Origin of the sequence: Bacteroides sp. 4_1_36, assembly GCF_003466325.1 — a bacterium.
GTDB classification, from domain to species: domain Bacteria; phylum Bacteroidota; class Bacteroidia; order Bacteroidales; family Bacteroidaceae; genus Bacteroides; species Bacteroides uniformis.
The window spans coordinates 192,462-209,573 of the sequence record NZ_QSOX01000003.1; the positions used below are offsets into that span (position 1 = coordinate 192,462).

Annotated in this window: 16 protein-coding genes and 1 pseudogene; 5 read left to right on the forward strand and 12 right to left on the reverse strand. The window is 45.3% G+C overall.

Annotated elements, in window-relative coordinates; genetic code table 11:
- Window positions 1–4 precede the first annotated feature (4 nt).
- From DXD65_RS05105 to DXD65_RS05115, 3 genes are all read left to right on the forward strand, one after another.
- Window positions 5–1,495: a RagB/SusD family nutrient uptake outer membrane protein gene (locus DXD65_RS05105; protein WP_005823643.1), complete on the forward strand. Its 1,491-nt coding sequence runs from the start codon at window positions 5–7 to the stop codon at window positions 1,493–1,495.
- A gap of 83 nt (window positions 1,496–1,578) precedes the next feature.
- A complete protein-coding gene (locus DXD65_RS05110) occupies window positions 1,579–2,775 on the forward strand; it encodes a sialidase family protein (RefSeq protein WP_034533021.1) in 1,197 nt (398 codons plus the stop codon).
- A 15-nt stretch (window positions 2,776–2,790) separates the two neighbouring features.
- Window positions 2,791–3,834 (forward strand): glycoside hydrolase family 172 protein, encoded by a 1,044-nt coding sequence (locus DXD65_RS05115; protein ID WP_233556117.1) that lies wholly within the window; start codon window positions 2,791–2,793, stop codon window positions 3,832–3,834.
- Between the two features lie 236 nt (window positions 3,835–4,070).
- Here the strand turns inward: DXD65_RS05115 and DXD65_RS05120 are convergent, their stop codons facing one another.
- From DXD65_RS05120 to DXD65_RS05140, 5 genes and pseudogenes are all read right to left on the reverse strand, one after another.
- The gene (locus DXD65_RS05120) at window positions 4,071–5,393 is read right to left on the reverse strand and encodes a sigma-54-dependent transcriptional regulator (protein WP_005775887.1); all 1,323 of its coding nucleotides are present in this window, start codon (window positions 5,391–5,393) and stop codon (window positions 4,071–4,073) included.
- A pseudogene (locus DXD65_RS05125) lies at window positions 5,386–6,747 on the reverse strand (hybrid sensor histidine kinase/response regulator); the annotation flags it as partial. The gene DXD65_RS05120 and the pseudogene DXD65_RS05125, both read right to left, overlap by 8 nt.
- Window positions 6,748–7,623 (reverse strand): radical SAM mobile pair protein B, encoded by an 876-nt coding sequence (locus tag DXD65_RS05130; RefSeq protein ID WP_004329298.1) that lies wholly within the window; start codon window positions 7,621–7,623, stop codon window positions 6,748–6,750.
- Window positions 7,620–8,288: a radical SAM mobile pair protein A gene (locus DXD65_RS05135; RefSeq protein WP_004329299.1), complete on the reverse strand. Its 669-nt coding sequence runs from the start codon at window positions 8,286–8,288 to the stop codon at window positions 7,620–7,622. The genes DXD65_RS05130 and DXD65_RS05135 overlap by 4 nt, the downstream gene beginning before the upstream one ends.
- Window positions 8,285–9,061, reverse strand: a complete 777-nt coding sequence (locus DXD65_RS05140; protein WP_004329300.1) for an MBL fold metallo-hydrolase — start codon at window positions 9,059–9,061, stop codon at window positions 8,285–8,287. The genes DXD65_RS05135 and DXD65_RS05140 overlap by 4 nt, the downstream gene beginning before the upstream one ends.
- Before the next feature lie 130 nt (window positions 9,062–9,191).
- Here DXD65_RS05140 and DXD65_RS05145 point away from each other — a divergent pair, with 130 nt between their 5' ends.
- Entirely contained in the window at window positions 9,192–10,091 is a 900-nt protein-coding gene (locus tag DXD65_RS05145; protein WP_004329302.1) for a helix-turn-helix domain-containing protein, read from the forward strand.
- A gap of 47 nt (window positions 10,092–10,138) precedes the next feature.
- Here DXD65_RS05145 and DXD65_RS21105 read toward each other — a convergent pair whose 3' ends face one another.
- Entirely contained in the window at window positions 10,139–10,288 is a 150-nt protein-coding gene (locus tag DXD65_RS21105; RefSeq protein WP_004329303.1) for a hypothetical protein, read from the reverse strand.
- A 62-nt stretch (window positions 10,289–10,350) separates the two neighbouring features.
- Here DXD65_RS21105 and DXD65_RS05150 point away from each other — a divergent pair, with 62 nt between their 5' ends.
- Window positions 10,351–11,010, forward strand: coding sequence for a helix-turn-helix domain-containing protein (locus DXD65_RS05150; RefSeq protein WP_004329304.1), 660 nt, complete (start codon window positions 10,351–10,353; stop codon window positions 11,008–11,010).
- A gap of 21 nt (window positions 11,011–11,031) precedes the next feature.
- Here the strand turns inward: DXD65_RS05150 and DXD65_RS05155 are convergent, their stop codons facing one another.
- From DXD65_RS05155 to DXD65_RS05180, 6 genes are all read right to left on the reverse strand, one after another.
- Complete coding sequence (locus DXD65_RS05155) at window positions 11,032–11,979, reverse strand: relaxase/mobilization nuclease domain-containing protein (protein ID WP_117817625.1); 948 nt, start codon at window positions 11,977–11,979, stop codon at window positions 11,032–11,034.
- Entirely contained in the window at window positions 11,976–12,341 is a 366-nt protein-coding gene (locus DXD65_RS05160; protein ID WP_004329306.1) for a MobC family plasmid mobilization relaxosome protein, read from the reverse strand. Before DXD65_RS05160 ends, DXD65_RS05155 begins: the two co-directional genes overlap by 4 nt.
- A gap of 176 nt (window positions 12,342–12,517) precedes the next feature.
- Window positions 12,518–13,456 (reverse strand): toprim domain-containing protein, encoded by a 939-nt coding sequence (locus DXD65_RS05165; RefSeq protein ID WP_005775883.1) that lies wholly within the window; start codon window positions 13,454–13,456, stop codon window positions 12,518–12,520.
- Between the two features lie 257 nt (window positions 13,457–13,713).
- The gene (locus DXD65_RS05170; protein ID WP_004328112.1) at window positions 13,714–14,919 is read right to left on the reverse strand and encodes a primase-helicase family protein; all 1,206 of its coding nucleotides are present in this window, start codon (window positions 14,917–14,919) and stop codon (window positions 13,714–13,716) included.
- A 277-nt stretch (window positions 14,920–15,196) separates the two neighbouring features.
- Entirely contained in the window at window positions 15,197–15,586 is a 390-nt protein-coding gene (locus DXD65_RS05175; RefSeq protein WP_004328110.1) for a hypothetical protein, read from the reverse strand.
- Window positions 15,583–16,806 carry a site-specific integrase gene (locus tag DXD65_RS05180; protein WP_005775881.1) on the reverse strand — a complete coding sequence of 408 codons (1,224 nt, stop codon included), beginning with the start codon at window positions 16,804–16,806 and terminating at the stop codon, window positions 15,583–15,585. The genes DXD65_RS05175 and DXD65_RS05180 overlap by 4 nt, the downstream gene beginning before the upstream one ends.
- Window positions 16,807–17,112: the final 306 nt, after the last annotated feature.

A 17,112-nucleotide genomic window follows, 5' to 3' on the forward strand; every position in this document is an offset into this window, starting at 1 on the left:
AGTTATGAAAATTAGAAATATAATAAATAGTACAATAGCTTTGTTTATGGTCCTGACATTTGCTTCTTGTGATGCACTAGACCTTAAGCCAATAAGCTTTATAACGAATGAATCTTTCTGGCAGACAGAAGATGACGTGAAGGGTGCGTTAAATGGTATTTATGTCCAGTTACGAGGAGCTGCTGAACATGATTTGTATATATTGGGGGAAGCGCGTAGCGAAATACTGACTGTAGGTATCGGTGGATATGGCGGATATGATATTTATTATTATAATACGTTGACACAAGCTAATATGCCTATATCCTGGATACGTTATTATCAGATAGTCAATTCATGCAATCTTCTTTTAAAGTATGCTCCCAATGTGACTTTTAATAACGAGACTTCCCGCAATAAAATGTTGGCTCAAGCTTATACAATGAGGGCTTTCATGTATTTTGTGATGACTCGTACATGGGGGGATTTGATAATCCATACAGATCCTATTGAAAACACAAATTCAGAAGTCCTTTATAAAGAAAGAAGACCCCAAACGGAAGTTTTCCAACTGATAAAAGATGATTTGGAGAAAGCTTTGTCTTTATATCCGGATGACAATTTCGGTGATCAAAGAGCTATGTGGTCAAAACCGGCAACATTGGCTTTGAAAGCTGAAGTATATCTTTGGAGTGGAAAAAAAATGAATGGTGGAAGCAGTGATATTGAAACTGCATTAAATGCTTTGAATTCAATTAAAACGGATAAGCTTCGTTTACAGCCGGATTTTGCTGATGTATTTGCTTATGATAATAAGGGTAATGATGAAATCTTGATGAGTGTTAGATTTCAGGATTTGGAATCTGGTATTAACTATTTCAGATATATGTGGATACATGCGAGTGCTGTTCCTGGGGATGCTCCTCAAGAGGTAAAGGATATAGTTTATCCGATAGGGCCGGGACAAGGTATTATAGTAGCTTCGGACGAGTATAGAAAGCAATATACAGAAGATGATACTCGAAAAAATGCTTCTTTTCTTGAGATTTATTCTAAAGATCAGGAAACTGGAGAAAATAAATTTTATGTTAGTGTAGTATTAAAAGGTAAAGGCTTGGTGCGAGATGGTGATCGTATTTTTGCAGATGATATCATATTGTACCGTTATGCTGATATTTTATTAATGAAGGCTGAGGCTAAAAATGCTTTGGGACAAGATCCTTCTGCAGAAATTAATGAGGTCAGGAAACGTGCATATAAAGACAAGTATGAAGAGCATATTTATGTGAATAGCACAAAAGAGGCGAATGATGCAGCTATCTTGAAAGAAAGACTTTTAGAATTGGCTTTTGAAGGTAAAAGGTGGTGGGATTTGGTACGTTTTGACAAAGCCTTTGATTTGGTTCCTTCTTTGAGAGAGCATAAGGGGGAAGATTATATGATGCTGTTCCCCATTCCTTTGTCAACAATAAGCGTGGAGCCGAAAGTTACTCAAAATCCTGGTTGGGATAAATAAAGTGTATTATTGAAATCTTTCCAATATGTTGTAACTTTACAGCATATTGGAAAGATTGATAAACGAACATAATAAAATTATATATGAAAAAGTCTATATTTCTCTTTTATTGTCTGCTTGTCCACTTGTGTTCTGCGACAACATTGTTTGCTCAACAGAATGACGTTTTGATACCAGGTGTCAAGAAAATAAAGGATGTAATAATATATAAGGATACCATGTTTTACTCCGCTTTTCCTTCAGCTGTAAAATTATCGAATGGAGAGATACTGGTATCGTTCAGAAGAGCTCCAGACCGTAAAGTCTTTAAGGAGAAGAAGAATAATCATTTGGACCCGAATAGTTATCTGGTAGTAGTGAGATCCAAAGATGGCGAACATTGGACCAAGGAACCGGAACTGCTTTATGCCCATCCGTTTGGAGGCTCACAAGATCCATGTTTGTTGAAGTTGAAAGATGGAACACTGCTATGTGCTAGTTATTTGTGGACATTTATTCGTCCGGATGGTTTAGCTGTTCTTAAGAAACCGTTCGTACAGAATACAGACGCTGTTTTTGCAGGAGGATATTTGCTCCGTTCTTATGATGATGGTAGAACTTGGAATGATTTGATTATACCTTGTAGCGTTCCGTCTGAAATAAATTATAGTGGATTGGGAGGTAAATTGCCGGCTTATAATCGTGGCGCTTTGTATGAAGGAAAAGATGGACGTATTTTTTGGGCAGTAGTAGCTTCTGATACAGAAGCTTTAAGAAATACGTCGGTCTATTTGCTTATATCCAAAGATAAAGGAAAAACATGGGAATACGGTACGAAAATTGCTAAAGATAAAAAGGTCTCGTTTAATGAGACTTCCATGTATGAAACGCCTAATGGGGATTTGATTGCTTTTATGCGTTCGGAAGCGTTTGGTGACCAAGCTTGTATTGCACGGTCCATAGATGGTGGGAAAACATTTGGTGAATGGAAAAGTATGGGGTTCAAAGGACATCCTCTCCAGGCAATGAGGCTGCCAGACAATAGAGTTTTGTTGACATATGGTTATCGTCATGAACCTTGTGGAGTTAGAGCCAGAATTCTTAATGCAGAATGTACAGATTATGCCACGGCTCCTGAGATTATCATAAGAGATGATGCGGATGATGGAGATGTCGGATATACATGGGCTGTACAGCTGGATGAGAAGAGGGTATTGGTGGTATACTATATAAACTTTGACAGAGCCAAAGGTACTAGACATATACAAGGCTCTATTTTAGAGATTGAACCGCAAGGATAATTGTTAATACATAATATGATGAAGAGAAAACAAATTCCGGGCAATATGGATTCCAGCCCTCAAAAGATGTCTCGTCGTAAAGCATTGGCTACTATGGCAGGTGCCGTAGGATTGGCAGCATTACCTGGTGTAGGGCATGCATTGAATCCCATCAAGAAAGAACGGAGAGACATTCAAACCTCTGCTTTTACATCTATCCATACTATGCGTAACGCTGTATCTCGTCAGTTTACGACTTTTGACTTGAATACTAAGATTAAAGCCCATTTGGTTGGACCGGGTGAGAAATCTGTACTGGTAGATCACACTTCTCCTGGTGTAATTACCCGTATGTGGTTTACTATTAATGGTTGGTTTTGGGAAAATTGGGATTTAAGTAAGGAGCGGTGGCCTGATCCTACTATTTTGAAAATGCTGATTTTGCGTATTTATTGGGATGGTGAGGACTATCCTTCTGTAGAATGTCCGATTGGTGACTTCTTTGGTATAGGGCATTGTGAATATAAGCATTATATGTCCAAATATATAGGTATGTCCAGTGGAGGTTTCTATTGTTATTTTCCGATGCCATTTAAAAAGGTAAGGATAGAAGTGGAAAATCTTCATCACCGTTTGACTACAAGCGTTTTCTTAAATGCCAATTATGATCAATTGGAGAGTTTACCTGAGGGTATGGGACGATTCCATTGTTTATATAATGCTGGTACCAATCCTGGTTATGAACCATTAACCATATTGCAGACTAAAGGACATGGACATTTTATTGGCTGTTCCTTGTCCATGCAGAGTTGGCTTCCAAACTACTTGGGATATTTGGAAGCACCCGAGTTTATTTATATCGATACGGAAGACAAAAGTGTACCGACTATAGTTGGTTCTGGACTTGAAGATTATTTTAATGGTGGCTGGTATTTTAGGGAAGGTGAATTCTGTGGAGAGTTGCATGGAGTTCCTATAAAGGATCCGCTCCGTTCGATGGTGAGTATGTATCGTTATCATGAGCAAGATGCAATCTGTTTCAATGAAAGTTTTATTTTTAATTCTGGAAGATTTTTATAACCACTTTATTAGCAAGCAGTTCTGAGGATAAGGTAAAAATGAGGTAATGATTTGGCAACCCTGTCTATTTCTACGTTCTGCTGTGAGTTGCTGTCAATGTCTCTCGTCTTGGTACAAAAGTAGCAATAAAAATCGGATACACATCAAAATGTCCCATGATTTTTATCACAGGACGTTTTTTATCCTCGCTGAATAATCCGGTTTAACCGTTACTTCTATTTTCGGCAAGTTGCGGGCTATGATTGCTGAAATTTATACTTTAATCCATACTCTTCCAACTTGCTATACAGCGTTGTACGTCCGATTCCGAGCAATTCGGCGGCAACCTTGCGGTTTCCGTTTGCCTGCTTCAACGCGCGTAAGATGCGTTCCTTGTCCTCCGCATCGTTTCGCAAGGCGAAGCTGACAGGTGAGGTCGGTTTCGTTACGGCAAGTTCCAGATGCTCTTTCATGACAACTCCCGTCTGTGCCTGCAACACCGCGCCCATTATCTTCTGCCGAAGCTCACGGACATTACCCGGCCACGGATGGGTCAGCAATGTCTTACGGGCTTCCGCATCGAACCCAGTCACGCTACATTCCAATTCATTGTTGGCAATCTCACGGAAGAACTCCGCCAACGGCATGATGTCCTCCTGACAGTCACGCAAGGGCGGAACAGTTATCTCGAAGTCGTGCAAACGGTACAGCAAATCCTGTCGGAAACGTTTTTCAATGACCGCTTTCTCCAGATCCTCGTTGGTGGCGGCGATGATGCGGACATTGAAGCTCTTGTCCGTCTTGTCACCTATAGGGCGGTATCTCCGTTCCTGTATGGCACGGAGTAACATCTGCTGGGTTTCCAATGCGAGATTGCCTACCTCATCCAAGAACAATGTGCCACCCTCTGCCTCATTGAAGTATCCTTTCTTTGTGCTGTCCGCACCCGTAAACGCGCCTTTGACATGTCCGAAGAATGCCGAGGGCGCAAGGTCTTTGGAGAGTGAACCGCAGTCCACAGGCACAAACGGTTTCCCTGCCCTTTTGCTCTTATCATGCAGATGGTGGGCGATATGCTCCTTGCCCGTGCCGTTCTCTCCGAATATCAGCACGCTCATATCAGTAGGGGCAACTAATCTTATCTGTTGCATGATTTTCTGAAAGGCGGAACTGTCACGGGCAAAAACGGGCATACGATTTCGTCCGATACTCCGTTCTTTCAGGATGGTATGAAGCAGAGGCATAAGTTTATCCTCCACAAGCTGCTTGGGGATATAGTCCAGCGAGCCGAGTTTCATACTTTCGACTGCCGTATGCACTTCGGCATAGTTGGTCATGATGATTAACGGTTGTGTCATGCCTTCCTTGCGCATCCATCGTAATAGGTCGATGCCGTCACCGTCGGGTAGTCGTAGGTCAGAAACCACGATGTCCCCGTCTGAGGCTTGTTGCAGAAGTTTCTTCGCGGTCGAGAGGTGGTAAGCCTGCACGGTACGGAATCCTTCCCGTGCCAGCAGGTTGCAGACAAACTCGCAATACACGATATTGTCCTCCACCACGATGATTCTTGTTTTATCCATTTTCGTATTTTTCCTTTCTTCTTTTGCCTGCCGGATAATTTCAGCACCTTTATCCAGCACAGCCGGTCACCGCTTTGCATATCGCTTCGTCATCTGGAGTGGCACTTCCATGAAGTTGGGCGTAAAGTTCCCTCAATGGCTGGTCGGCACGGAGAATCTGCCATGAACTTCGCAGATGGTGTGTAAGTGTGTCCAGTTCTTGGAGGTCTTTACGCTGTTCTGCATCCTTGACCGCCTGCATTTCCTTTTCGGTTTCCGCTATCAGTTTGTCCAGCATGACGGATTCATTGCCATAAGATAGCAGAGTGGAAAAATCCGGCTTTTCATCCAATATGCTGCTTAATGCGCATTTATCCGTAATCTCCATCAGTTCGGATATGGAGAACGGCTTGAACAGGCATCCGGCAAATCCACGCCCTATAAGTTCCTCCTTGCTGCAACTGCCCGAAGCGGTTGTCACGACTATGGGAATACTCTTCGAGTTGCCTACATTGGATGAGCGCAACAGTTCCAGCAGTTCAAAACCGCTTATCTCAGGCATATTCAGATCCGTCAGAAGCAGGCTGTATTCCTTTTTTCGTATCAGCTCCATCAGTACCGAAACATTGGTACAGGTATCGCAGTGCATCCCTTCATGGGCATACATTTCTTTCAACATAAGGAGAAGTACCTCGTCATTGTCGATGGCAATCACATCATGGCAGATATGATTATGGCGCATTTGCGCTTGAATTGTCTGTTCCGGCAGTTCCTCGGCTGTCTGCATGGGAATTTCCACCGTGAAGCGGCTCCCTTTGCCTTTCTCGCTTTCCAAGCGTATAGTTCCACCGAGCATCGCCACAATACGCTGCACGATGGACAATCCTAATCCGAAGCCGTCTTTTGCGGCGGCATTTGAAAGACGTTCAAATGCACCGAATACTCGTTGTTGCTCATCTTCGGTCATGCCCGTACCGGTATCTTCAACGATAAGTTTCAGCAAACCGTTATCATAATCCGCTGCCAATGATACACTACCGTTATCCGTGAACTTGATGGCGTTTGACAACAAGTTGTTGCCGATTTGCAGGATACGTTCCTTGTCGGTCAAAACCACCGCATCGGTGTGGCTCTCCACTATCAAAGTCAGCCCCTTGTTCATGGCAATGGGCATGAACTCCGTTTCAAGAATATGCGTGATTGCGGAAATCCTGCAAGGGGAAAGGTTGGGTTGCTCCTTGCCGTTGTCCAGACGGAAGAAATCCAGCAGCGTGTTGAGCATCTCCCGCATACGCTCGGAAGATTGCCGGATATTATCCACATACATGGTGCTTTTATCCGCGCTACAACTTTTCTGCATCAGTCCGGCATAGCCTCATTTTGTCAATCGTATTTTTTCGTGGTAGAAGTAGTTTACGATGACAGGTTTGCCTTTTTCCGAGCGTCCGTATGGCAGATCGTTTATACGATACGGGAAGCCCTGCTCCTTGGCGTAATTTGAAATGTCCTGCTCCAATGCCTGCCAGTATTCAAGCCTTTTTTTATTGTAAATTTCCTCGTAAAGCGGTATGAGGTCAGGATACTTCTCACGGATATACGTCATTATCCCGCCTTTGAACTGCCCGCGTAAATTCAGGTTTTCAAGCCAGATTAAATCAGCATAATCTTTTACCTCCTCTATTATTGCCTTTACGTCTGTTATTCTGGGGAATATGGGCGAGACGAAGCATACGGTGCGGATACCTGCCTCGTATGTCTGACGCATCGCTTTCAGACGGCGTTCAATGCTTACGGCGTTGTCCATATCTGCGCAGAACTGCTCGTCGAGCGTATTGACAGACCATGACACAGTCACTTTGGGAAAACTCTTCAACAGGTCGAGATCGCGAAGGACAAGATCGGACTTTGTGCATATCATAATCTCGGCATCGCTTCCTCGCAGCTCTTCGAGCAGCCTTCGGGTACGGTGGAATTCTTCTTCATACGGATTGTAACCGTCCGTCACAGACCCTATTACAACACGTTCACCGTCGTATTTATGAGGATTCGTTATCGGCTTCCAGTTTTTTACATCTAAAAACGTACCCCACGGCTCGGTGTGCCCGGTGAACCGTTTCATGAACGATGCGTAGCAATACCTGCAGGCGTGGGGACACCCTACATAAGGGTTGACCGAATATCCTCCCACCGGCAGAGAGGATTTGGTCATTACACTCTTTACATCTATTTCCTTTATTGTATCCATATTCATTGTATTCGTCTGGTAAATTGTTCCGGCAATTCCTGAATCATTCTTTCGTCGCCCATAATCGGCAGCAAATCCTCTTTCATGAACACCGGTATGCCATGAGCCTTTGCCTGTTCTGCAATGCTAAGCACCCATTCGGGGCGCGAATATGACTTTCCTTTTCGGTTTCCGGTCTCTGTGCCTATGACAATCCAGTCAATTCCCTCGAAATCAATCTCGCCGATATCATCGAAGAGAGGTTCAAACGTGACATGGTAGTGTCGTGCTTTGATATTCTTTTTCAAATCATCAATCCTCCTTTTCTCGGAACTGCGCGTAACGGTCACGCCCATCCATACGTTCTCGTCGTCAGAGGAGAAACTGATTTTGTCAGGGCGCTTCGTCAGAAAGATATAGGCGTGCTGGGGATTGCTGCTGATCCGCTCGAAAATTTCTGCGTTCCATTCAGGCTTCCAATCGGAGAAATCGCTCATTCCTGTCATGAGCCACACATGAGGACGGGACGTATCGATGATGCGCAGTTTTCGTTCCATGTATTCAGGCACGGAAAAGTCGTCGGTAATGTGGAAACGGCGGCAGTTGTTACGGGCATAGCAGTAAGGGCATCCTATAGTGCACCCTACCACTATGTTCATGTTTTTTATCAGGGATTTAATGCAGACACTCATAACACAACTGTTTCTCCGTCCTCCGGGATAATCAGCCGGCTCATGTCGGCTTCGTGATGCGTTGCCTCATTGCGCAGAATTGCACGGGTGGTCTGGCAATGGTCGATGGCATCCATGTGTACGGCTATCAGCTTGATATGCGAAGGCAATTCGTCAAGTATCTGCATCACTTCGTTCTCGTCGGGGATGATAGGACCGTCCGTTTTGGAAAATTCGGGAAAGATTGCACCTCCGGAGTTTACCACGATATAGTCAGGATTGAACCGTTCCACGGTGTCTCGGATACATGCTTCCCATCGGCAGTCACCCATTATATAAACGGTCGGGAAGCCCTCGGCTTTTAGCACATAACCTGATACAGGTCCCATCATCTGCCCGATCTGCCCGAAACCATGATGTCCGGTCGTGCGGTAAATGGATATGCCGTCTATTGTTTTTATTTCTTCGATGGGTATCACATTTGTAAATCCGTCGTTTCTGATGGCGTCCGCGTCCTGGGGCTGAACGTAGAAAGGAATTTCTTTGGGCAAATGTGTGGGGACACTCGGCTCGTAATGGTCGATGTGATTGTGGGTCAGGAGCACCATGTCCACGCCTCCGATAATATCCTGAATAGGAATGGTGAGGTGTACCCTCGGTGTTTTATTCACACCGAGGGCCGATATCAAAGTGCCTTTGTCGGCTAAAACGGGGTCAATTAGCATGGTGTGTCCCGCATACCTGATTTTCAAGGTGGCATTGCGCACCAATTGTACTGTAGATGTCTTTTTCATGACTATATGTCTTGTTATTGATTACGGGTGCAAAGTTCGGAAGAATCCGGCGAAACATCTATGCCTGAAAAAACGGTAATTATGCCATTTTGATAAATGAAATTATTATCTTTGCAAAAACGACAAGGATATGGACGAGATAATCAACCCTGATCGACTGGTCAGCGTACCGTTCAACAAGACACGCTGCGGCGTGGATTTTTACATCAATACTGCCATAAACAAGGACATCGGACTTGTGCTGACAGAAAACAAGCGGTTTAAGACAGACTTCTTCAGCTTCTACTTTTTCCGTAAGGCAAACGGATATTTGCTACTGAACTTCCGCAAGATTGAACTGCGCGACGGCATGGTTCTCCTGCTTTCACCCCATCAGCAACAAGAGTGGCATGTAGATGAGACGGCGTTGGATTACACGTTCCTTATATTCCGCGAAGATTTCATGCGTACTTTTATCGCCGACAAGTTCTTCGTTTTTCGCCTTTTGTATTGTTACCAGACAGATACGCCGCCTTACATCAATGCCACACATGACGAAATGAAGGAATATATGCGGCTGCTCGGAAAGATTAAGTATGAGCTGATGAATCCAGTGTCCGATACGTACAATATCATTGTTTCCTTACTATATTATCTTTTGCTGATTATCAATCGTACATACGCTGCCGCCTATTGCTTGCCCGCTGAAATTGCTAAAAACAATTTCGCTTTTCGGTTCAAGGACTTGTTGGAACAGAATATCCGCACCCACCAGCGGGTGCAGGAATATGCAGACATGCTTCATGTCAGTCGCATCACACTCAATAACTCAGTAAAAGCCCAATTCGGAGTATCAGCTACCCATTTGATAAAACAACGTCTGCTTGAGGAACTGAAGAACGAATTGCTATTCTCCAACCGCACTGTCAGTGAAATGGCGGATGATTTCAATTTCTCTGATCCGAGCCATCTCATGCGCTTCTTCAAACAGCAAACAGGCAAAACATTTACTCAGTACATGACGGATTACAATAAAGGCATATACGAATAACTTCTTAATATAGTCGATAGCGGCTATCGAAATATGGTTGTTGATGTTCAGGCGTTTTTGTACTGCATGAACCATTTTACGATTTCTGGATCTTCGTGCGAGCCGAGTAAGAAAGGCTTGTCGGTATCCAGCGTCTTTATCCGTGCCATGTCGTCGGCCGACAGGGTGAAGTCTAATATGTCGAGATTCTGCTTCATGCGTTCCGGTTTCACAGACTTAGGAATAATTATGCACACTGATATTTATCGCGCCCGGACAGGTGTTCGGTGCGGAAGATGACGGCATGCAGTTCCAACCAGATGGCTACCTGCTTATGTTCCATCCCGACCTGCTGCGGAATACACCTCTCGGGCGGATAATGCGTGAATATTCGTTCTTTTCCTACGAGACAAACGAGGCATTGCACCTTAGTGTGGAAGAACGGCAAATCATCATGGATTGCTTCCACAAGATTCAATATGAATTGAACCATCCGATACACCGTCACAGCAAGAACCTCATCACAGACAGCATCAAGACGTTCCTTGATTACTGCACACGTTTCTATGACCGTCAGTTCATCACACGCGACAACCAAAACCGAGACATCCTCGCAAGATTTGAGCGGTTGCTTGACGAATACTTCCATGATGGGGCTGCTAAACGGATAGGCTTGCCCACTGTACAGTATTGTGCAGACAAGCTCTGCCTCTCGCCCAACTATTTCAGTGATTTATTGAAAAAAGAAACAGGTTCAACCGCCCTGCATTTCATTCATGACAAGTCTATTGAAATAGCCAAGACGGAACTTGCATCTACAGACGACACCGTTAATGAAATCGCCTATAATCTCGGTTTTCAGTACCCGCAACATTTTACCCGACTGTTCAAGAAAGAGGTAGGTTACACTCCGAATGAATATAGAGCGCAAGTGTCGTGAGAATTGGATTAGTACAGAATATTAGAACCCAACACCTCTCTTGCGCTTAACTTTCTTCCTTCTGCGAAGTATATCCACCATTTCCTGATTGGCTTCCGCATCAGCAGCGTTATAAGATGAGCCACTGCTTTTTAGCAATCCCCAAGAGCCGTTGAACAACTCGCTTTGTGCCGTGCCGGACGGTGCGCTTGGTGTAGCCGTTTCATATATTCCGGCTGTTATTCCCATACGTTCCCTGCATCTGTTGTGCTGCAAAGCCGCGTCAATCTTGGAATAACTGAAACGCCTGTCCACTTTGGAGCCGTTGAAATGGTAGCCATTCATGGAGAATACAACACCCTGCACCTCGCTGGTCTGCCCCTTATGCTTGAAATGTACTTCCACTCCCTGCCGTTTCAGGTTGGCGATAAGCACGTTCCAGTTGCCGCATCTGCCGACTTCCATTTTGATGATGTCGTAAAGCGCATATTTCGTCCTGTCTGGCTCTTTCAGGCGGTTGCGTTTGACATTGTCCTTTCCGCCAGCCATATGCAAGCCGTATTTCAAGGTCAATTCCTTGCAGATGCGGGTACTGCGCAGACGCTCGTGCCTGTCCGATATGGTATTGCCGTTGTTGTCTATGCGGTTGAAAGCAATATGCACGTGCGGATGCTCCTTGTCGAAATGCTGGGCGATGAAGAACTGCGTATTCTTGATTCCCATCCGTTTCATATATTCAAGCGCGATGCCTGCCATGATACGGTTCGTCAGCCGTAACTCATCCTCTTTGGAAAAACTCAACGCGATATGTCCGACAGGTTTTGTCACCTTATCGTTCATCCGTGACTGGGCATTGAAACTCATGGCGATAGTTTCCAGATTTTCCATAAACAAGCCTTCGCTTGCTACTATCTGCGTATCCTTCTTCTTGTCGATGATGTAATCCACCGCACCCTTGAAGTCGCTTCCTTTTACGATTTTCGCCATCATATCCCTATCTTGGTTATAAGTTCATGAATCCTTGCCACTGCCACCTTGCAGTCCCACCGTTCATCGTGGAAGCCTCCGGCGTTTGCCTTACGCGCAAGCTGGTTGAGATTGTTAGCCATGCCGCAGAGTTGGCGGATGTATCCGGCATGTTCCTCCGACAGCCGTTCTTTCACATGACCGTTACGGAAACATTCCCTCATGTACTCGCTTGGTGATACGCCCGCCTCATGCGATCGTGTCAGCAGGCGGAAGTAGTCGGCTGCCGTCATTTTCACTGCGATACGGTATTTCAGTTTCTCGGTTGCTTCCTTCTTGGGGCGACCTCCCTTGTTGCGTTCCTTGTGTTCCTTTGTCTGTTCCATATTTTATTCCTTTTAATTCGGTTACTGATTCAACTGTATAGACCGACGGGATGCCACCTCCTGCAATTTGGATGGTGGGTGGCAAGCGGTTTCGGTACACCCGAAACACAAACTTGCTACCTCCCAATCCTTAAGGAATGAGTTTCGGGCATCTCCCGTTTTTCTCATTCGGGATGTCATAATCCCAACCCTTTCTTCTTGGGTTTTACGATAGTTCTTGGCGGTGGACTAACGGCTAATTTCTGCCGGATTCCACGCAGGTAATCGTTCAGGTCTTTATGCCCTTTGTAGTTGTCGGAGAAGTCGCGGATGCGTCCGGCGAACTTCCTTTCCAATTCCCGATACGCCTTTCTTCCCGCCTCGTCATTGTCGAGCATGCAGTGGATACGTCCATACCCGTGCAGCACATCTATAGCTTTGGAAACATTGGCGGTCGAATTGAGGATGACGTAATCCTGCCTGTCAAGGTCGGGCAAGTTCGAGCAGTTCCTCTTCCGCAACGTGAGGAATGAAAGATAGTCCATCATGCCCTCGAATACAAGGCATTTCTCTCTCGCTTCTCCCTGTTGCCGAATATGGCTGATGTCTTTGGGTGCGACACAGCCTTTGAAAAAACGGTTACGCACTTCAAATCCTCCCGCCACATTCGGAAAACCGATGGCGAAATAGGGCTTGCCGTTATGGGTGAAGTGGAGCTCTTTACATTGCGCCTTTGCCAAAGCGATGTTTATGCCCCGTTCCTGCAAGTATCGGAGCAATGCCGGATGGGTGAGTTCGCCCACCTCCAAATGTTGGAAACTCGGTTCGGATGCCTGCTGGCGAAAAGAGAAAGATATGGGACGGATGTGTGGTGCCTGTTCCGCTATCTTGCCAAGCAGATAAGGCACATGGTCGGATGCGTACAGTACCCCTGCAAGTGCGATGATGTTACCACCTCTTCCCAGTCCATAATCGAACCACAGGTTGCGGTCGGTGTTCACCTTGAACGAGGCTTCCGTTTCCTGACGGAACGGGGATTTATACCACAGGCAGTTTCCCTGTTGCTTTACGGGCGAATAACCCAAACTTTGCAGATAGTCCGCAATTTTGATTTGTTTTGCTTCTTGGATGTTCATGATATAATTTCTATGGATTTGATGATGACTGTAAAAACGTTGATTTGATGAATGAGATATGTATTGTCCTATACGTTAATGCTTTATATTCTCAACATCTTCTCAACAAACCACTCACAAATAGAGAATCCAACAAACTGATGCTGTTTCCCTCTCAACTTTTCTTTTCGATTGTTGAGAATTTGTTGAGAGTGTATGCTGTTTATTATCAGTATGGTTATATCATTATTCATCAATTCAACAAAAAAAGAATAGTATTACAGGGATTCAAGTTGTTCCCTTGTGACGGTGTAGAAACGACCGACTCTTTTTATCGGCTCATATCGGCACTCCCGATTGTAATTGAATTGGTAAGTGGTATATGTAAGCCCGTTAGAGGCAGGAGTAAGTTTCCAACATTCCTGCAATACCTTTCTGACTTGGTGCTTCTCCACCTTTACCTGCGAATGTACCAGCAAAAGAAGAATGTCGTTGTGGCAGAACGAGAATGTGTCCGTGCCGACACTTTCCATAATGTCAAGGATAAGTTCGCACATCTCTATCTCCAATCGGTTGCGGTTGCTGCGGATAATCTTCTGCAAGGCTTCGGTATGCAGCAAAGAGGGCGCAAACCACATACGGCTTTCCTTTTCGGTGGAAAGTTGTCTGTATTGCAGGTAATACAGAAAGGCAGGTATCTCAGCTTTCAGCTTTTGCAGGAAGTCTGTGTCATCGGATTGCAGACGGTCTATCTTGCGCACCCAATAGCGTGTTTCACCTGCATCAATGATAACAGGCAGATACTCGTTGTTGGAGCATAGCACGAACTTGGCAAAGAACGCTATCTCGTCACGGTCTTTGCCTTTGGCTTCCACCTTGTAGGAAAGTGTGGTGCTGAGGTTCTTCAACCGCTCGCTGTCCTCCCTGCGGTTGAGCAATACCTCGTCCACCACGATGAGCAGTTTTCCTGCCCAGTCGGAATTGAACTGGCTGCGGAAGTCCTCGTTGGTATTGAAAGTGACATTGTTTTGAAACACAGCTTTCAGGAAGTTCAGGAATGTACTCTTGCCCGTGTTGCGTTCTTCTGATACCAACAGCAGGATAGGCAGTTTCTGCACGGGTTGCAGGTAGAGCAATTGAAGATAGTCCATGCCCAATTCATACTGTTCACCGAAGATATGGCGCACCAATGACCGGATACAGGGAAACTCGCCTTGTTGCGGACGGTGTCCTATCGGCTCGTAGAGGTTCAGGAACTTGTCCACCACGGGACGGTAGTCCACATGGTCGGGGACGGTGCAGAAGCCGTCGTACTTCGGCACGGTGGCGAGATAGTCCTTGCCGTAGTCCTGCCGCAGTGTTTCGTTGTTCCACACGATGCGCTTCTTCACATAGCCTCCGTTCAGACGGGGCTGGTTCACTAACTTGTAGAGGGTAGTACCCACACGGATAAACTCCTCATTTTCAAAGTTGCCTTGTTTCATTAGCACTTCATTTTTTTGTTTAATCAGTGCAAAACTCGGCAATTAGCGCAGAACGGATTAACAACTCACGCATACCTCACGTAAGATTTTCTTGGATTTGGCTTTATGACATACAACAAAAGCCCGAAGAAATGCCATTCTAATGGATTTTTCTTCGGGTTTGTCGTAATCGTACGTATGAATGGCAATACACCTATTCACATACTCGTATAAATACATTGTTGGCAATGGGAATACGCATAGGTCTCACTACTTCATGTCGTCATATCATTAGAACTTATGCCTGATAATTAGACATATCCCAACCATTTATACCCAGCGAAAAGAAGATATTTGTTTTCTCTTTTCGCAAGTACAGCCTTTTAAATATGGCATTGCGCACCTGTTCCGCACCGAAGCTGTCAATGCGGAAAGCAAGTGCGACTATCATCGGAAAGCTGAACACATCGGCATGATACCCGTTCTCCTGCCGAACATACTTCTGTACCTCGTATTCTTTTAATGCTCCACTGTTATAGATGTTTCTGATGGCAGAACGAAGTGTCGGAGCAATTACTCCGAACAGTTCCACCAATTCCGGCTCGCTCATCCAAATGTTTGAGACATTCTCCGGCATGATGATATTGCCGGATTCATTCACTGTTATGCTGTTTCTTCTCATACTCATGACATCGTTATTCCGTTAAACGTCTTACTCAGTTTGTCGCCGAACATGGTCAGGTCGTTGTCGAGCTTCTGCGTGGTTATCTTTGCGTAGAGTTGGGTCGTGACTATATTCGTATGTCCCAACACACGGCTTACGCTTTCAATGGGCATCCCCTTGCTCAAAGCTAATGTTGCGAAGCCATGACGACTGCAATGAAATGATATTGACTTGGTTATGCCACATTCCCTTATCATCCGTTTCAACGGTTTGCAGATAGACCAATAGTTCAAGCCGGGGAATATACGATTGTCTTTCTGCATCGGTCGGTAGCGTTCGACTATCTGCAAGGGTATATCCAGCAGCTTCACTTGGAAGGCGACTTTTGTCTTGTGGCGTTTGGACAATATCCACTTCTCGCCGTTCACCTCCACGATGTTGTCATTCGTCAGTTCCTGAATGTCCACGAATGACAAGGCGGTGAAACTGGCAAAGATGAAAATGTCACGGATGTATGCGAGCTTGCTGTCTGCAAACTCATGTGTCATGACCGCTTTCAGTTCATCCTCCGTCAGATATTCCCGTTCTTTCACATTGGGGCTGATATGAAACTGGATGAAAGGATTGCGCGGTATCAACCCGTTATAATGCGCTTTCATGACCACGCCTTTCAGCCACATACAGTTTGCCCATATCGAACCGTTCCGCAATCCGGCTTCAGTCGAGAGGTATGCGGCGAACTCCTTGATGAAATCGGGAGTAAGTTCCAACATGGACATATCGCTGCGTCTGTAAAACGACTTGATAAAGGCGGCTACATGGTTTCTTGCCCGTACACGTGCCCGATAGGTAGCCATTACCCTGTCTTTGCCTACCCGTTTCTTGAACACTTCGTTCTCACGGTCGAATGCTTTTAGCAGCGTCTCATACTCGCTGCCGATTCCCTGATAGGCGTTGCGCACCATCTCAGCCGTAACAAATGCCTCGCGGTCTGAAATGCGCTGGTAATGTTTGATGATTTGCGCCTTGATGTTGTCAAGGGCAAGGTTGATGTCTCGTGCCTCGCGGCTCTTGCCTTTCGCCTTGTTTCCTTTCACGTCCCAAAGCGTTTTCGGGATGTTCTGCTTACAACTGAACTGCGCCACAGTCCCGTTGATTGTCACTCGTCCCATGATGGGGACAATACCGTTTTTCTCCTTGCTGCCGTTCACGTAGAACAGAACCTTGAATGTGCTTCTTGCCATACTCGTTTTTTGTTTGCAAAGTTATTACTCAACGAGTTAGACCTTGATATGCCAACCTGTGCCACAAGCTGCCAAATACAACACGGTGTGTTAAAAATCACCATTCGGCGGGTAATGATTTGGAGACCGTTCTTCTTCATAAATCCGCTTTCCTTTACGTTACCTCGATTTTTCGCCTGTCCTCATTTGTCTTCGCAAACGCCTTATTGACAGGCATTACGAAGACATTTGTCCCTTTTTATTCGTCTTTTCCAGAGATTTATTGTGATTTTATAAATCCCCGTAAACCGGAGCAGACCCGGCCCT